We start from the raw sequence: 15,770 nt of genomic DNA, 5'->3' as shown, positions 1-15,770 counted from the left end.
GTGCTGCTCCTTTTCCGCTTCCGCCCGTCGCCCCCGCATGAACACGACCGACCGCTTCTATCCCATCGGCACGCCCGGCCAGCCCTGGGGCGCCGCCGAGAAAGCCGAATGGCGCGCCCGCCAGACCGTCCAGCGCAGCTACGCCGCCGACGTGCTGACGGTGATCGAGCGCCTGCGCGCGCGGTTCGACGTGGAGCAGTACGGTGAGCTGGACTACGGCGCGGACGGCCGCTATCCGCTGTTCGCCGTGCGCAGCCGCGACTGGAATCCCGCGCTGCCGATCATGCTGGTGACCGGTGGCGTGCATGGCTACGAGACCAGCGGCGTGCACGGCGCGCTGCAGTTCCTGGAACAGCGTGCGGCGGACTACGCCGGCAAGGTCAACCTGCTGGTGACGCCGTGCATCAGCCCATGGGGCTACGAGCGCATCCACCGCTGGAACGCCGACGCGCTGGATCCGAACCGCTCCTTCCGCGAAAACAGCCCGGCGCAGGAATCGGCCGCGCTGATCCGGCTGGTCGCGCCGATCCGCGACCTGGCGCGCATGCATATCGATCTGCATGAAACCACCGACACCGACGAGAGCGAGTTCCGCCCGGCCTTGGCCGCGCGCGACGGCAAGCCGTTCGAGCCGGGCGAGATTCCCGACGGGTTCTACCTGGTCGACGACAGCGAGAATCCGCAGCCCGACTTCCAGCGCGCGGTGATCGCGGCGGTGGAGCAGGTCACCCACATCGCGCCGGCCGACGCCAACGGCGAGATCATCGGCTCGCCGGTGGTGGCCCCCGGCGTCATCGAGTACGCGTTCAAGCCGCTGGGCCTGTGTGCCGGCGTGACCAACGCGCGCTACACCACCACCACCGAGGTCTACCCGGACAGCCCCAAGGCGACCCCCGCGCAATGCAACGACGCCCAGGTGGCGGCGGTGTGTGCGGCGATCGACTACGCACTTGCCCACGCTTGAAGCCCGCGGAGTCCGGCCCCATTTCGTTCCGTGAAAGGCATTCCGGGGCGGCGGGTGTAACCTCCGCCCGGTAACACCCGAGAGGACAGGACCATGGCAACCGGTTGGGCCGGCGACGGCGCCGTACAGGATCAGATTGACGCGACCGTGAAGGACGCGATTGCGCGTGCGCGCCGCAATCTGCCGACCGGTCCCAGCCTCTCCCACTGCGAAGAATGCGATGCGCCGATTCCGCCGGCACGGCAGAAGGCCGTGCCCGGCGTGCGCCTGTGCGTGGCCTGCCAGGAAGCGGCCGACCAGGCGCAGGAGCAGGGGCAGATGTACAACCGGCGCGGGAGCAAGGACAGCCAGTTGCGCTGACGAGGTTTCGTGGCGCATTGGACGATACGCAGGCCATGCCCGATCTGTTTCCGGAAAGTCTTGAACCAAGCAGCATCGGGCTTGCCGGAGCCTGGCGGCTTGCACCTATCTTCTTCGCCATCTATCCGGAGGCGGACGCGCATTATCTCCTCCTGGAAGCACGACATCGCCTGGTCCGGACATTGGGCATCCGGAAATTTTCGGCCAGGCCGGCGGAGTTGTTACATGTCAGTGTTGCCGAATGCGGAAAACCGGCCCGGCTGAGACAGCCGTTGGAACTCGCGCTGCGCGCGGCCTCCGGACGATTTTCATTTCCGGCATTCGACATCGTCCTGGAGACAAGCGCGCGCTTTGGCAAGGATGACCGAGCGTGTGTCCTCGTCGCGGACCAGGCCACCGGGCGCGCGATCCACGGATTGCGAAACGCACTCGCCGACGCGCAGCAGCCCTATGGGCTCGTAGGGGACAGGACGGTCATGGCCCCGCATATGACGTTCGGCTATTGCGATGGCCTTCCGGAGGAGAGGTTGCCGGTTCCAACCGTTCGGTTTCGCGCCACTGCGGTGGACCTGGTGATCAGCAATCAGGGGTACTCGGAGCATCTACGGGTGGCTCGTTGGCCATTGCTATGAACCTGTCGGGTTTTTCCTAGCGTCGGCTGGAATCGCAGGGATGCCTGGCCTAGGATCCGGCATGTCCATGCAGAATGATCTCTTCGAGAGCCAAGGCAGTGCGCCACTGCACCGCCTATTCTTCGCGCTGCTGCCATCCGCATCCGAGCGCGCACAGGTGGCGGGCGTGGCGGATGGACTGCGCGCCAGCCACCCGCATACGCGCTGGGTAAATCCGGAGCGCTACCATCTGACCCTTCACTACCTGGGCGAAAGCAGCGGTCCCCGGGAAGACTGGATAGCGCGGGCACGGGAAGCCGCTGAAGGGTTCAGCGGCGAGGCCTTCCACCTGCAACTGGATCATCTGCTCCCGCTGGGCAATCCGCGGCGACCGGCGCTTACGCTGGCGGCCTTTTCTTCCTCGACGGAATTGCTCCGTTTCTGGCGTGGCCTGCAGGAACGCCTGATCCGGGCCGGTTTCAAGGATCATGTCGGCAGGAGCTTTGTGCCGCACCTGACCCTGGGCTACAGCGAGCCAGGGCCCGCCACGCCGGCGGTGGCGTCGGTTGGCCTCGCGCCCGATGGATTCGTGTTGATACAGAGCATCGAGGGGCAATCGGATTACACCTTCCTCGGTCACTGGCGCCTCGGTACGGATTGAGCCCGTGGCATATCAGCGCGGCTGTGGACCGAAGATGCTCGGTTCGCGTGGCCGCCGCAGGCGCTCCAACTTGGCCTGGTATTGGGCACGTGTCGCTCCCTCGCTCAATTCCTGGGCGCGGGCGAGGGCGCGGCCCGCGCGGCGTGCCTTGCCAAGATGCAGATACGCCCGCGCCAGCCCAAGATAAAACCGGTGTTCGCTGCCGAAGAGCCGGATGGCGCGCTGGTAATAGTCGATCGCACCCTCGTAGTCGCCCGAGCGCTCGTGCTCGAGTGCGAGCAGGAACTGATCGAATGGGTCGTGCGCACGAACCCGCTCCAGCCGCCGTTGCAGTGGCTTGGCCTCGGCAACGCGCCCGCTGCGGTTGTAGAACGTCACCAGGTTGAACAGCGCGGAGGAGTAGTTCTCATTCAGTGTCAGGGCATGCAGGTAAGCGCGTTCGGCGCCCGCCGCGTCGCCACGCCGGAGTGCAGCAACACCCGTGTTGTTCCAGAATGCCGGATATCCGGGGCTCAGCGCGCGCGCGCGCGCGAGGTACGCCTGTGCGCTGGCGGCGTGGCCGGCGCCCAGCAGATCAACCGCACGATTGTTATAGAACATGGCGAACAGGTGCGTGTCGGGAATCGCCTCGGGCTGTTGCCGTGCGATGACCTGGTCCCAGGCCACGTCCACGCTGAAGCGCTGGCGTCCGATGCGGATGCCGGCATTGACGTGATTGTTGCGATAGACGGTGTTGCCCTCCTGGTACCAGGTCAGCACGTCCTCGATTTCCTGTGCGTAGGCCTGCAGTCCGTCCACGCGCGCCAGTGCCACCACCATCAGGGTGAAGCTGAGGCAATTTGCGCGACCGGTCTGATACGTCTGGCCGACGGTGTAGTTGGCGCCATTCTGGTACTGCAAGCCCAGGCCGCCTTCCTTTGAGAACAGGAAGTCGACCAGCCGGTTGAGTCGTGCCGAGGATTGGACGTCGCCTGCCTGCGCCATCCATTGCCGGAACCGGTCCTGCAGTTCCGGAGGCACGGCCATGATTTCTTCGACCGTGGGCAGGTCGGGAGGAACCTGCGCATCCGGCAGCGGCGGCTGCGGCGAAAGCGCCAGGGCGGCGGCGAGCAACCACGTGGCCATACGCGTACCTCCACGTCTTCGGCCAAACTCCGGTCGCCGCCAGTCTAGTCCTTTCCGTGGCTGGTGGAGTGAAAACGACGGATGGGAAAGACAAACGGAAGCGCGGATTACAACCGCGTCCCCGGCGCCGATCGTGGCAAGCTGTGCGGATGAAAATCGAAGCCGCCACCAACGCCGATCTGCCTCGCCTGCTCGAGGTCTGGGAGTCCGCCGTCCGCGCCACCCACCACTTCCTGGAGGAGGCCGACATCCAGATGTTCCGGCCGCTGGTGCGCGATGGCTATCTCCCTTCCGCCGAGCGACTGGCGGTGGCCCGGGCCGGCGACGGCCAGCCCTGCGGGTTCGTCGGCGCGGAGGCCGGCAAGGTGGAGATGCTGTTCGTCGACCCGGCCCACCACGGGACCGGCGCGGGCAAGGCGTTGCTCCGTCACGCGATTGAAAGCTGGGGCGCGCGCCGGGTGGACGTGAACGAACAGAACCCGGGGGCGGTGGGGTTCTACCTGCACATGGGCTTTGAGCTGGAATCGCGATCCGAACGGGATGGTCTGGGCAAACCGTTCCCGCTGCTGCACCTGCGGTTGTCCGAAGGCCGCACCGAGACGGTGGGGCGAAAGACGCGATGAACGCAACCCACTGGCTGGTTCCCTGTCCGGATTGTGGAGCGATGAACCGCCTGCCGCCGGAACGGCTCGGCCAGTCGCCCGGTTGCGGGCGCTGCCACCAGCCGCTGTTTCGCGGGCGGCCATTGGCGCTGACCACCGGCGACTTCGACCGCCACGCGCTGCGCAGCGAGCTCCCGCTGCTGGTGGACTTCTGGGCACCGTGGTGCGCCCCGTGCCTGGCGATGGCGCCGCAGTTCGAGGCCGCGGCCCGGGCGCTGGAACCGCGGATGCGCCTGGCCAAGGTGGACACCGAAGCGGAGACGGCGCTGGCCGCCCGCTACGGTATCCGCAGCATTCCGACCCTGGTCCTGATTCGCGGCGGGCGTGAACTGGCCCGCCAGTCCGGGGCGTTGTCACGCGAGCAGATCGTGGACTGGGCCCGACGCGCGCTGGCCGGGGCTTGATCCCGCGCCCGCCATGACTTCAGTCGGATACCCCTGGTCCGGACGGGCGTGCCACCATCGACGGTTGTCGTGGTGGTCGCCACGACCCGAACGGAGCCGAGATGCCGATGAAGTCCTCCCGCCTGATGCTTGCCCTGTCCGTGAGCCTGTCCGCGGCCGCCCTGGCCCAACAGCCCGACATCACCGACCTGACCCGTGACTCCGGGGTGCCGCGCGCGCCTGAACAGGAGGCGGTCGTGTTCGAGCATGCGGACCTGAGCTTCAAGGTCGTGCCGGCGGAAAAGGCCATCCAGGGCGACGCCCGGTTGACCTTCCGGGCCAGGTCGCCGATCCAGCGGGTGGTCGTGGATCTGGACCGCAACCTGGCGGTCAGCCGGGTCGAGGCCGACGGCGCCGTCCTGCCGGCCAGCGCCTGGCGCAATCCGGAAGGGCGCATGACCATCGATCTGCCCGCGCCGGTGGCGGCGGAGCAGCAGGTGAAGGTCCGCATCGTCTATGGCGGGAAGCCGCACGTGGCCAAGCGCGCGCCCTGGGACGGCGGCTTCGTCTGGGCGACCGCGCCCACCGGCGAACCCTGGGTCGCCTCGGCGGTGCAGGGCGAGGGCTGCGACCTGTTCTGGCCCTGCATCGACCACCCGCAGGGCGAACCGCTGGTCGTGGACCAGCACATCACCGTGCCGGCGCCGCTGGTTGCGGCCGGCAACGGCATCGCCATGGGCATGCAGGAAAAGGACGGCTGGCGCACGTACCACTGGCGCGCACGTGATTCGAATACCTATGCCATTGCCCTGAACATCGGTCCCTACGAGGAGATGAAGGGCGAATACCGCAGCCGCTTCGGCAACACCATCCCGCTGCATTTCTGGCATTTGAAGGGGCGCGAGGCGAAGGCGCGCGGCCTGTTCGCCGAGTTCCCGCAGGTGCTGGACTTCTTCGAACGCAACATCGGCCCGTATCCATTCGGCGACGAGAAGATGGGCGTGGTCGAAACCCCGCACCTGGGCATGGAACACCAGACCATCAACGCCTACGGCAACGACTACAAGAAGGACAAGTACGGCTACGACTGGCTGCTGCAGCACGAGTTTGCCCACGAGTGGTTCGGCAACCAGTTGACCAACGTGGACTGGGACGACATGTGGCTGCACGAGGGCTTCGGCAGCTACATGCAGCCGCTCTACCTGCAGTACCTGCGCGGCGAGATGGAGTACCACGCCGCGTTGCTGGACCAGCGTGCCGGGCTGGTCAACAAGTATCCGATCGTGTCCGGCAAGAGCCAGACCGAGAAGACCGTCTATGACCGTGAGAATGGCCCGGGCCTGGATATCTACTACAAGGGCTCGCTGATGCTGCACATGCTGCGCGGCCTGATTGGCGACGAGGCCTTCTTCGCCAGCATCCGCCAGGCCGTGTACGGCACCGACACGCCGCAGCCGGGCAAGTTCAAGCCGCGCTATGTCTCCACCCGCGACTACATCGACATCGTCCGCAAGGTGACCGGCCGCGACTACGGCTGGTTCTTCGACGTCTACCTGTACCGCGCCGCGCTGCCGGAACTGGTCGCCGAGCGCGACGCCAGCGGCCTGAACCTGCGCTGGAAGACCCCGGACGACCTGCCGTTCCCGGTACCCGTGGAAGTCCGTGTCGGCGGGGTGGACGGCAAGGTCCAGACCGTGGCCATGGACAACGGCCGGGGCCGGTTGGCGCTCCCCGCGGGCGAGCCCTATACCCTGGATCCGGCTTCGCGCCTGCTGCGGGCATTGCCGCATATCGTGGAATACCAGCAGGACGCCGAGGCGCGCCGCAAGGCGGCGGCGGAGGCCAAGGGAAAGGCACGCTGAGGGGCGCGGAATGGGGGACCGCCCCGATCCTGTCACGGCATTTTTTTGCATTGCGGCGCCCGGACCGTTAGATTTCGCTCTTTGAAACGGTCGGCGGCGCGATGGACGTGCGGGGAAGCCTGGTCTGCGTGGGAACGGGGATGATGTTGGGAGCGCACATCGGGCCGCGCGCGCGCGGCCATATCGAGCAGGCCGACGTGGTCTTCGTGGCCGTTTCCGATCCGCTGGTCGAATTGTGGGTCCAGGGCATGAACCCGGATGTGCGCAGCCTGCAGCCGCTGTATGCGGAAGGCAAGTCACGTCGCGACACCTACGTACAGATGGTCGAAGCCATGCTCTCCGAGGTGCGTGCCGGACGTCGTGTCTGTGGCGCCTTCTATGGTCACCCCGGTGTATTCGCGCTCGCGCCGCACCTGGCGGTCGAGCAGGCACGGAGCGAGGGCTATGAGGCGGAGATGGAGCCCGGTGTCTCCGCGGAGGACTGCCTCTACGCGGATCTGGGCATCGATCCGGGCACCTACGGGTGCCAGCACTACGCCGCCAGCCAGTTCATGCTCTATCGCCGTCGGATCGATACTTCGGCCTATCTCGTCTTGTGGCAGGTCGGCCTGGCCGGCGACCGCAGCCTGCGCACCTTCAGCAGCACTTCCGCCGAACGGCAACTCCTGGTCGACCTGTTGGCGGAAGATTATCCGTTGGATCACGATGTCATCGCCTATGAAGCGGCGACGATGCCGATGACGCCGCCCCGGTGCGAACGGATCCGGTTGTCCTCGCTCGCCACCGCGGATTTGAAACAACAGACCACCCTGGTCGTGCCGCCGGCGCGGCGGATGCAGCTCAACACGGCCATGCGGGATCGCCTGGAAGCGTTGCAGAACGGGGCCACTGTCCCGTTCGATTCACCAGAAAACCACCACCCACAGAGGATGCAACATGTCGAACGCAATCCGGTTTCTTGAAACGCTGGGGCAGAACCCGGCGCTGTCGCGTATGTCGCCCGAGCAACTGCAGGCGATGATCGATTCGTTGGAGTTGGAGCCCGCGCAGCGCGAGGCGGTGATGAAGGGCGATTTTTCGGTGCTCAGCCAATTGGTGGGTGGGCGTGCGGAGATGGTTGGCCTGATTTGGGAGCCGGGTCCCGAACTTCCGCCCGGCGAGACTCCGGATGCAGACACGCCGGATGAGAACGAGCCGGCCCAGGCGCCCGAGGAAGAGTAAGTTACCGGGACCACGGACATGTTCCCTCGCCTGATCATGCGAACGTTGCTGACGGCCATGATATGGGTGACGACGGCTGCCGCGAGTGCGGCAGCCGTCACCGGTCCCGCAGGCAGTATTGATGCGTTGCTTCAGCAGGCGGAACAGGTCAAGAGCTCCGAACCCAAGCGATTCCAGCAGTTGTTGCAGCAGCTGCAACGCGCCGGCAAGTCGGCAACTACAGCCCAGCGCGAGCATATCGAGTACCTGGCCATCTACGACGTGGCGTTCCAGGGGCAGTATGAAAAAGCCATGGCGCGTGCACGTATGCTCATCGAGAGCACGCAGGACCCTGAGATGAAGTTTCGTACGGGCGTATTGGTTGCCAATACCAGTACCCTCGGCCGTCAGTTCACCGAGTCGCTGCGGCAATTGGAAACGACGCTGGGGTTGGTTGACCAGGTCAAATCCAAGGAACTGCGCCATCAGGGTCTTGGCGTGGCAGCGTTCACCTACGGGCAGGTGGGGCAGCACCAGTTGGCCCTGCGCTATGCCGAACGCATTCTCGAAGACTCGCCGCAGCCACGGACGCAGTGCTTCGCCAACCAGGTCAAATTCGAGGCGCTCAACAGCCTGGGTACCTTGCCGAGCCGGGACGATTCCATCCTCCAGGCCATCGAGCAGTGCAAGACGCAACACGAGATTGCCGCGGTCAACACCATCCGGGTGACGCTCGCGAAGAAGTGGGCCGCCGAGGGCAAACGCAGTTCGGCCATCGAGCTGCTGCGCAGCAACCTGCAGGAAGTGGAGGCAACCCGTTTTGCCTACCTCATCGCCCAGGTCAAGGCGCTGATCGCGGAGTTGTTGCTGGACAAGGGCGAGCTGGGAGCCGCCGAGAGTTTCGCCTCCGACACGATTGCCCAGGGAAACACGGACGGCAATCTGCCTTCCCTCGCCAGCGCCTATCGCACGATGTACCGGATTGCCGAGGCGCGTGACGACTCCGACCAGGCGCTGGTCTATTTCCGCCGCTACGCGGAGGTGGACAAGGCCTATCTGAATGAAGTGAAGGCGCGCGAACTCGCATACCAGATCGTGCGCCAGGAGACCCTGGAGAAATCCCAGCAGATCCAGCGACTGGACAGCCAGAACCAACTGCTCAAGCTCCAGCGCAAGGTCGAGCAGCAGGCCGCGCAGAACACGCGCCTGATCATCATCCTTCTGGTGTTGCTGCTGGCGACCATCGCTTATTGGGCCTACAAGACCAAACGGGTCCAGATGTCGCTGAAGCACCTGGCCGAGACCGATGCCCTGACCGGCATCTGCAACCGGCACCATTTCACCCAGCTGGCAGAGCGAAGCCTGGCCCAGTGCGAGCGCAATGGCGAAGAAGTGGCCGTGATCATGTTCGATCTGGACCACTTCAAATCGATCAACGACCGATTCGGACATCCTTCTGGAGACTGGGTACTCCGGCAGGTCGCGCTGGTCTGCCAGGCGCTGTGTCGCCGGATTGACGTGCTCGGTCGCCTGGGGGGCGAGGAATTCGCAATGTTGATGTACGGCTGCGATCTGCGTTCGGCGATTCGTCTGGCCGAGGATTGCAGGGCGCGTCTCACCGCCATCGATACTTCCGAGACCGGGCACCGCTTTTCCATCGCAGCCAGTTTCGGCGTCACCTCGACAGCGGTATCCGGCTACGTGCTCGAACGACTGCTTTCCGATGCCGACCGCATGCTCTATCGATCCAAGGAGCAGGGACGCAACCGGGTAGTGGCCTACCGGGGAACGCACGCCGACGATCGGTCGGAAACCCCGGCGGAATCCGCTTGGCCCGAACTCGTTGGCGAGCTGCCTGCCGCCGGTCCAGCAGGGCGGTCTTTTGGACGTGCGGGCTGAACCCGGCCTCCGGACGCCCTCCCGAGCGATGCGATAAGATCCCCGCGGGGCGGCCTCCTGGCGGAGGTCGGCATGTCTTGTCAGCGAGGGAATTCCACGTCCAATGAACCGGATCCGCCTGCATTCATGCCGGATGTGCCGCTGATGGCCGTAGCGGAAGCGTGGACGGGCCCCTGACGATGCGCAGCGGTTTCAGGACATGGCTGCTGTGGGCGGCCCTGTGGGTTCCGGTCGCGATGGCCGCGAGGGCAGCATCACCCAGCGTGACGGATCTGTTTGCGCAGGCGGAGTCGATACGCAGCGCCGAACCGGCGCGCTTCAGTGCCTTGGTCGATGCGCTCCAGCGGCGCAAGCAGGAAATGGAGCCTCGCCAGCGCGAACAACTGGAGTATCTGGAAGCGTACCGACTTGCTTTTTCCGGCAATTACGACGCGGTGATTCCGCGCCTGAAAGCGCTGGCCGCCTCCGCCAAGGACGACGATATCCGGTTCCGCGCAAATGCGTTGCTGGTCAATCTCTACACCAAGAGCCGACGATTCGCCGAAAGCCTGCGCCAACTCGGCAATGTGCTGCCGCAGATGGATCGCGTTTCCGATCCGCAACTGAAAGTACATGCGCTGGTCGAGGCGGCCTACCTCCACAACGAGATCGGACAGTACGGACTGGGTCTGCAATACGCGGAGCGGATTCTGTCCGAACATTCGGATTCCCGCGCGCGTTGCTTTGCCGAGTATCTCAAGTACGACGCAATGATGAACCTGGCGACCATGCCTGCCGACATGGCGCCGTTGGACGATGCCATAGATCATTGCACGGCGGGTGGCGAAAGGCTGCTGGCGAACCACATCCGGGTGATTGTGGCCAGGGCGATGGCTGCGAAGCACAAGCGGGCCGAAGCCATCGCATTGCTGCGGACGCATTTGGCGGAGGTGGAATCGTTTCGCTATCCCTATCTGGCGGTCCTGGTCAAGGCAACGCTGGCGGAACTGCTGTTCGAGCGAGGCGATCTGAAGGCCGCGGAAACCTACGCATCCGAAGCCATCGCGCTCAGCGGCGCGGTGGGCACCAGCACGCAGTCACTGGTCGGGGCCTATCGCACCATGTACCGGATTGCCGAGCGCCGGCGTGACACGGAAACCGCGCTGGTCTACTACCGCCGCTTCGCGGAAGCGGACAAGGCTTATCTGAACGAGGTCAAGGCGCGCGAGCTGGCCTACCAGATTGTCCGCCAGGAAACCTTCGAAAAGTCGGAGCAGATCCAGCGACTTGGCAGCCAGAACCAGTTGCTGCAACTGCAACGCAAGCTGGAGAGCAAGTCGGTCCAGAATACCCGCCTGGTGGTGGTGCTGTTGACCATGCTCCTGGCCAGCATCGGCTACTGGGCATATCGCACCAAACGCACCCAGATGATGTTCAAGCGGCTGGCGCAGACCGACGCGCTGACCGGCATCGGCAACCGCAGCCATTTCAGCATCCAGTCCGAACGCCTTTTGGCCCAGTGCGCGAGGAACGAGCAGGAAGTCGCGCTGGTCATGTTCGATCTCGACCATTTCAAGACGATCAATGATCGCTACGGCCACGCCGCCGGCGATCAGGTGCTGGTGCGGGTGGCCGAGCTTTGCCGCGGTCTGGATTACCGCAATGCCGTGGTTGGCCGGCTGGGCGGGGAGGAATTCGCCCTGCTGTTGCCTGGCATGAGCCTGGCGCAAGCGGTCGAGGCGGCGGAGGATTGCCGCCAGCGCGTCACACGCATCGATACTTCGGGCACGGGCCATCGTTTCCTCGTCACCGCAAGCTTCGGCGTCACCACCACCGCGTTGGCCGGCTATCAACTCGCGAGGTTGTTTTCGCTCGCCGACCGCATGCTGTATCGGTCAAAGCATGACGGTCGCAATCAGGTCAGCGCCTACGAAGGTGGCTATTCGTTGCCCGAACGGCGGACGGTACCGGCGAGCGGCGAGACGGCACGCCGGGAAACGCAGGAACAGGAAAGCTGAAAAGACATCGTCGCGCCTTGCGACTCCAGGTGAACCGCGCCTGCGTTAAGCTTCATCGGCGGCACAGCCAGTGCCGATGAATGAAGGAGCTTTCCCCATGATCCAGCGATTCGATGTCGGCCCCCGCATGTCGGAAATGGCCATCCACAACGGCGTGGTCTACCTGGCCGGCCAGATCGCCGACGACGCCAGCCAGGACATTCGCGGCCAGACCCGGCAGGTACTGGCTGCCGTCGACGCGCTGCTCGCGCAGGCCGGGACTGACAAGAGCAAGTTGCTGCGGGTGGAAATCTTCCTGAAGGACATGCTCGACTTCGAGGGCATGAACCAGGCCTGGGACGAGTGGGTGGTGCCCGGCCACACCCCGCCGCGCGCCACGGTCCAGGCCCGCCTGGCCAATGCCGAATGGCGCATCGAGGTGCTGGTGACCGCCGCGGTCTGAGCCGTCGGAATGGCCCGCGTGGCGGGCCTTTGCGGGTCGGCGGGCAAAAATGTTTGACCTATCCGGCAGGCCCGATTAACATACGCGGCCCGAGATTCGGGCGGTTAGCTCAGCGGTAGAGCACTGCTTTCACACGGCAGGGGTCACAAGTTCGAACCTTGTACCGCCCACCAGTTGTACGCAAAGGCCCGGCGCAAGCCGGGCCTTTGCTTTTTCGCGTCCGGTCGGGGCGTGCAGGAGGGAGCGCCCCGGGCGTCAATCTCAAATCCTGCGACGGCGGTGGTTTGTGATGACGGCCTTTCTGGAGTCCGCCCATGTCCGTACCCGCCCGGCAAATCGCCCGTTCCCACCGTGACCTGCTGCCGGCCGGTACCACCGACGGCAGTCGCCTGTCCGAGCGGTTGGCGGCCAAGTATCCGGATCGAGTGACCGGCCAGTTGACCGTGCCCGGGCGCGAGGGGCGCTACGCCCCATTGCCGGAAACCCTGCCGCCGGCGCTGGCGCGCGCGCTGCGCCAGCGCGGGGTCGAGCGGCTCTATTCGCATCAGGCCGAAGCCTGGGCCCACGCGGCGGCGGGCGAACATCTGGTCATCGCCACGCCCACCGCCTCGGGCAAGTCGCTTTGCTACACGCTGCCGGTGGCGTCGGCGGTGATGGGCGGCAGCGCCAAGGCGCTGTACCTGTTTCCGACCAAGGCGCTGGCGCAGGATCAGGTCAGCGAACTGCTGGAACTCAACGCCGCCGGCGAGCTGGGCATCAAGGCCTTCACCTTCGACGGCGATACGCCGGGCGACGCGCGCCAGGCCATCCGTCTGCATGGCGACATCGTGGTCAGCAATCCTGACATGCTGCACCAGGCGATCCTGCCGCACCACACCAAGTGGGCGCAGTTCTTCGAGAACCTGCGCTACGTGGTGATCGACGAAGTCCATACCTACCGTGGCGTATTCGGTTCGCACGTGGCCAACGTGCTGCGCCGCCTGCGTCGGGTGTGCGCGTTCTACGGCGCCTCGCCGCAGTTCATCCTGTGCTCGGCCACCATCGGCAATCCCAAGGCGCACGCCGAGGCGCTGCTGGAAGCCGACGTCCACGCCATCACCGAGTCCGGCGCGCCCAGCGGCGACAAGCATGTGCTGCTGTGGAATCCGCCAGTGGTCAATCCGGATCTGGGCCTGCGCGCATCCGCGCGTTCGCAGAGCAACCGCATCGCCCGGCTGGCGATCAAGGCGGGGTTGAAGACGCTGGTGTTCGCGCAGTCGCGGACCATGGTGGAGGTGCTGACCAAATACCTCAAGGATGTGTTCGACCACGATCCCCGCAAGCCCGCGCGGATCCGCGCCTATCGCGGCGGCTACCTGCCGACCGAGCGCCGCCAGGCCGAGCGCGACATGCGCGACGGCCGCATCGACGGCATCGTCTCCACCTCGGCGCTGGAACTGGGCGTGGACATCGGCAGCCTGGACGCGGTGGTGCTGAACGGTTATCCCGGCTCGATTTCCGCCACCTGGCAGCGCTTCGGCCGCGCCGGCCGGCGCCAGCAGCCTTCGCTGGGCGTGCTGGTGGCCAGCTCGCAGCCGCTGGACCAGTACGTGGTGCGGCATCCGGACTTCTTCGCCGACAGCCCGCCCGAACACGCGCGCATCGCCGCCGACCAGCCAATGATCCTGCTCGATCACATCCGCTGCGCGGCGTTCGAATTGCCGTTCCTGGCGGGCGAGCATTTCGGTCCGGTGGACCCGGCGCCATTCCTGGAACTGCTGAGCGAGGACAGCGTGGTCCATCGCGAGGGCGAGCGCTACGAATGGATCGCCGACAGCTATCCGGCCAACGCGGTCAGCCTGCGCGCGGTGGCGGACGGCAACTTCGTGGTGGTGGACCGCACCGACGGCCGCCAGACCATCATCGCGGAAGTGGATTTCAGCGCCGCGCCGCTGACCCTCTACGAAGGCGCCATCCACATGATCCAGTCCACGCCCTACCAGGTCGAGCGGCTGGACTGGGAAGGCCGCAAGGCCTACGTCACCCGCACCCACGTCGACTACTACACCGACGCCATCGACTACACCAAGCTGAAGGTGCTGGAGCGTTTCGACGGCTGCCGCGCGGGGCAGGGCACCTGCCATCACGGCGAAGTGCACGTGGTCCGGCGCGTGGCCGGCTACAAGAAGATCCGCTACTACACCCACGAGAACATCGGCTACGGCCCGGTCAACCTGCCGGATCAGGAAATGCACACCACCAGCCTGTGGTGGCAGCTGCCGCCGGAGACCCTGCATGCGGGCTTCGCCTCGCGGCAGGAGGCGCTGGATGGTTTCCTCGGCGCGGCCAACGCGCTGCACATCGTCGCCACCGTGGCGGTAATGGCCGAAGGCCGGGATCTGCAGAAGGCGGTGGGCGATGGCGACGGCGCCTGGTTCGCGGTGCCGGATGCGCAGGGCAGGGGACAACTGCGCGGCGGCGAAGGGCAATTGCTGTCGCCGCTGGAAGGTGACCGCTTCGTGCCCACGCTGTACCTGTACGACAACTACCCCGGCGGCATCGGCCTGAGCGAACCGCTGTGGCGCCGGCAGGCCGAACTGGTGCGGCGTGCAGGCGAATTGGTGGATGGCTGTGGCTGCCCCGCTGGTTGCCCGGCCTGCGTCGGTCCCATCCTGGCCGCCGACGAGACCGCCGAGGTGACCCCCAAGGTGCTGGCGCGACGCGTGCTGGAACTGCTGGCGGTCGCATGAGCACCGCGCTGGAACACCTGCGCCGGCTGCGCCAGCAGGCCGGGCATCCCACACCCGTCGCATCGCCACCTGCGGTCCGCGCGCCGGCTACCGACATGGCCACTTCGTTGCGGCGGATGCTTGGTGTGCGCACGCGTTCGGCGCCGCCCTCGCGCGCCGCCGCGCACCAGCGCATCCTGCCGGGCGAGGAGATCGCCGATGGCCTGCATCTGATCGAGCGGATATTGCCGTGGCCGGTGATACCCGAGTCGTTCGACGGCGCGTTCGCGCGCGAGGATCTTCTTTCCGCCTCGCAGCTTCTTTTCTTCGATACCGAGACCACCGGACTGGCGGGTGGCACCGGCACCCGCGCCTTCATGATCGGCGCCTCGGATTTCGTTCCCGAAGGGCTGCGGGTGCGACAGTTGCTGATCGCGCACCTGGCCGCCGAGCGCGCCATGCTGGATACCTTCGCGGGCTGGCTGCGGCCGGACATGCGGTTGGTCAGCTACAACGGGCGCTGCTACGACGCGCCCCTGCTGATCACCCGCTACCGGTTGGCGCGTCGTCGCAATCCGCTGGAAGGATTGGCCCACCTGGACCTGCTGTATCCCACACGCCGGCGCTATCGTGGCGTCTGGGAAAACTGCCGCCTCGCCACCATCGAGCGGCGCGCACTGGAGATCGTGCGCGAGGATGACCTGCCAGGTTCGGAAGCGCCCGCGGCCTGGTTGGGTTATCTGCGTGGCGGCTCGTCCGAACTGCTGCATCGGGTGGCCGCACACAACTTTCAGGACGTCGTCACGCTGGCCCGCCTGCTCGCGCACTTGTCTTCCGCCGGGCCGGTGGAAGGGCGTTCGCTGCCCGGAATCGCGCCAAAAATTTGACGAATTCCG

At 65.9% G+C, this 15,770-nt stretch carries 15 protein-coding genes and 1 tRNA gene; 15 read left to right on the top strand and 1 reads right to left on the bottom strand.

Annotation, left to right across the window (positions count from 1 at the left end; all coding sequences use genetic code 11):
* Positions 1 to 37 precede the first annotated feature (37 nt).
* The 4 genes from FHW78_RS02180 to thpR all read left to right on the top strand — a co-directional run bounded on the left by FHW78_RS02180 (position 38) and on the right by thpR (position 2,596).
* The gene (locus FHW78_RS02180; RefSeq protein ID WP_183637104.1) at positions 38 to 964 is read left to right on the top strand and encodes a M14 family metallocarboxypeptidase; all 927 of its coding nucleotides are present in this window, start codon (positions 38 to 40) and stop codon (positions 962 to 964) included.
* 93 nt (positions 965 to 1,057) lie between these two features.
* Complete coding sequence (locus FHW78_RS02175) at positions 1,058 to 1,324, top strand: DksA/TraR family C4-type zinc finger protein (protein ID WP_183637101.1); 267 nt, start codon at positions 1,058 to 1,060, stop codon at positions 1,322 to 1,324.
* A 35-nt stretch (positions 1,325 to 1,359) separates the two neighbouring features.
* Positions 1,360 to 1,956 carry a 2'-5' RNA ligase family protein gene (locus FHW78_RS02170; protein WP_183637098.1) on the top strand — a complete coding sequence of 199 codons (597 nt, stop codon included), beginning with the start codon at positions 1,360 to 1,362 and terminating at the stop codon, positions 1,954 to 1,956.
* A gap of 61 nt (positions 1,957 to 2,017) precedes the next feature.
* A complete protein-coding gene (gene thpR, locus FHW78_RS02165; protein WP_183637095.1) occupies positions 2,018 to 2,596 on the top strand; it encodes an RNA 2',3'-cyclic phosphodiesterase in 579 nt (192 codons plus the stop codon).
* A gap of 12 nt (positions 2,597 to 2,608) precedes the next feature.
* Here the strand turns inward: thpR and FHW78_RS02160 are convergent, their stop codons facing one another.
* Positions 2,609 to 3,721 carry a tetratricopeptide repeat protein gene (locus FHW78_RS02160; RefSeq protein ID WP_183637092.1) on the bottom strand — a complete coding sequence of 371 codons (1,113 nt, stop codon included), beginning with the start codon at positions 3,719 to 3,721 and terminating at the stop codon, positions 2,609 to 2,611.
* A 56-nt stretch (positions 3,722 to 3,777) separates the two neighbouring features.
* Between FHW78_RS02160 and FHW78_RS02155 the strand changes: the two genes are divergently transcribed.
* The 11 genes from FHW78_RS02155 (at position 3,778) to FHW78_RS02105 (ending at position 15,761) form a co-directional block, all read left to right on the top strand.
* Positions 3,778 to 4,344, top strand: a complete 567-nt coding sequence (locus FHW78_RS02155; RefSeq protein ID WP_343205524.1) for a GNAT family N-acetyltransferase — start codon at positions 3,778 to 3,780, stop codon at positions 4,342 to 4,344.
* Positions 4,341 to 4,787, top strand: a complete 447-nt coding sequence (gene trxC / locus FHW78_RS02150; protein WP_183637087.1) for a thioredoxin TrxC — start codon at positions 4,341 to 4,343, stop codon at positions 4,785 to 4,787. The genes FHW78_RS02155 and trxC overlap by 4 nt, the downstream gene beginning before the upstream one ends.
* Before the next feature lie 107 nt (positions 4,788 to 4,894).
* The gene (locus FHW78_RS02145; protein ID WP_183637085.1) at positions 4,895 to 6,628 is read left to right on the top strand and encodes a M1 family metallopeptidase; all 1,734 of its coding nucleotides are present in this window, start codon (positions 4,895 to 4,897) and stop codon (positions 6,626 to 6,628) included.
* Between the two features lie 101 nt (positions 6,629 to 6,729).
* Positions 6,730 to 7,590, top strand: a complete 861-nt coding sequence (locus tag FHW78_RS02140) for an SAM-dependent methyltransferase (protein ID WP_183637083.1) — start codon at positions 6,730 to 6,732, stop codon at positions 7,588 to 7,590.
* Positions 7,565 to 7,849 carry a hypothetical protein gene (locus FHW78_RS02135; protein WP_183637081.1) on the top strand — a complete coding sequence of 95 codons (285 nt, stop codon included), beginning with the start codon at positions 7,565 to 7,567 and terminating at the stop codon, positions 7,847 to 7,849. Before FHW78_RS02140 ends, FHW78_RS02135 begins: the two co-directional genes overlap by 26 nt.
* Before the next feature lie 18 nt (positions 7,850 to 7,867).
* A complete protein-coding gene (locus FHW78_RS02130; RefSeq protein WP_183637079.1) occupies positions 7,868 to 9,727 on the top strand; it encodes a GGDEF domain-containing protein in 1,860 nt (619 codons plus the stop codon).
* A gap of 179 nt (positions 9,728 to 9,906) precedes the next feature.
* Complete coding sequence (locus FHW78_RS02125; RefSeq protein WP_183637076.1) at positions 9,907 to 11,724, top strand: GGDEF domain-containing protein; 1,818 nt, start codon at positions 9,907 to 9,909, stop codon at positions 11,722 to 11,724.
* A gap of 97 nt (positions 11,725 to 11,821) precedes the next feature.
* Positions 11,822 to 12,166, top strand: coding sequence for a RidA family protein (locus FHW78_RS02120; protein WP_141452518.1), 345 nt, complete (start codon positions 11,822 to 11,824; stop codon positions 12,164 to 12,166).
* Positions 12,167 to 12,264: 98 nt separating this feature from the next.
* Positions 12,265 to 12,339 (top strand) — tRNA-Val (locus tag FHW78_RS02115).
* Positions 12,340 to 12,480: 141 nt separating this feature from the next.
* Positions 12,481 to 14,895, top strand: a complete 2,415-nt coding sequence (locus FHW78_RS02110; protein ID WP_183637073.1) for a DEAD/DEAH box helicase — start codon at positions 12,481 to 12,483, stop codon at positions 14,893 to 14,895.
* Positions 14,892 to 15,761, top strand: a complete 870-nt coding sequence (locus FHW78_RS02105) for a ribonuclease H-like domain-containing protein (RefSeq protein WP_183637071.1) — start codon at positions 14,892 to 14,894, stop codon at positions 15,759 to 15,761. Before FHW78_RS02110 ends, FHW78_RS02105 begins: the two co-directional genes overlap by 4 nt.
* Positions 15,762 to 15,770 lie beyond the last annotated feature (9 nt).

The sequence above is a fragment of the Pseudoxanthomonas sp. OG2 genome (assembly GCF_014192765.1).
GTDB lineage: Bacteria > Pseudomonadota > Gammaproteobacteria > Xanthomonadales > Xanthomonadaceae > Pseudoxanthomonas_A > Pseudoxanthomonas_A beigongshangi.
The sequence above is the reverse complement of the archived record's forward strand: the minus strand, read 5'-3'. Positions and strand labels throughout refer to the sequence as shown.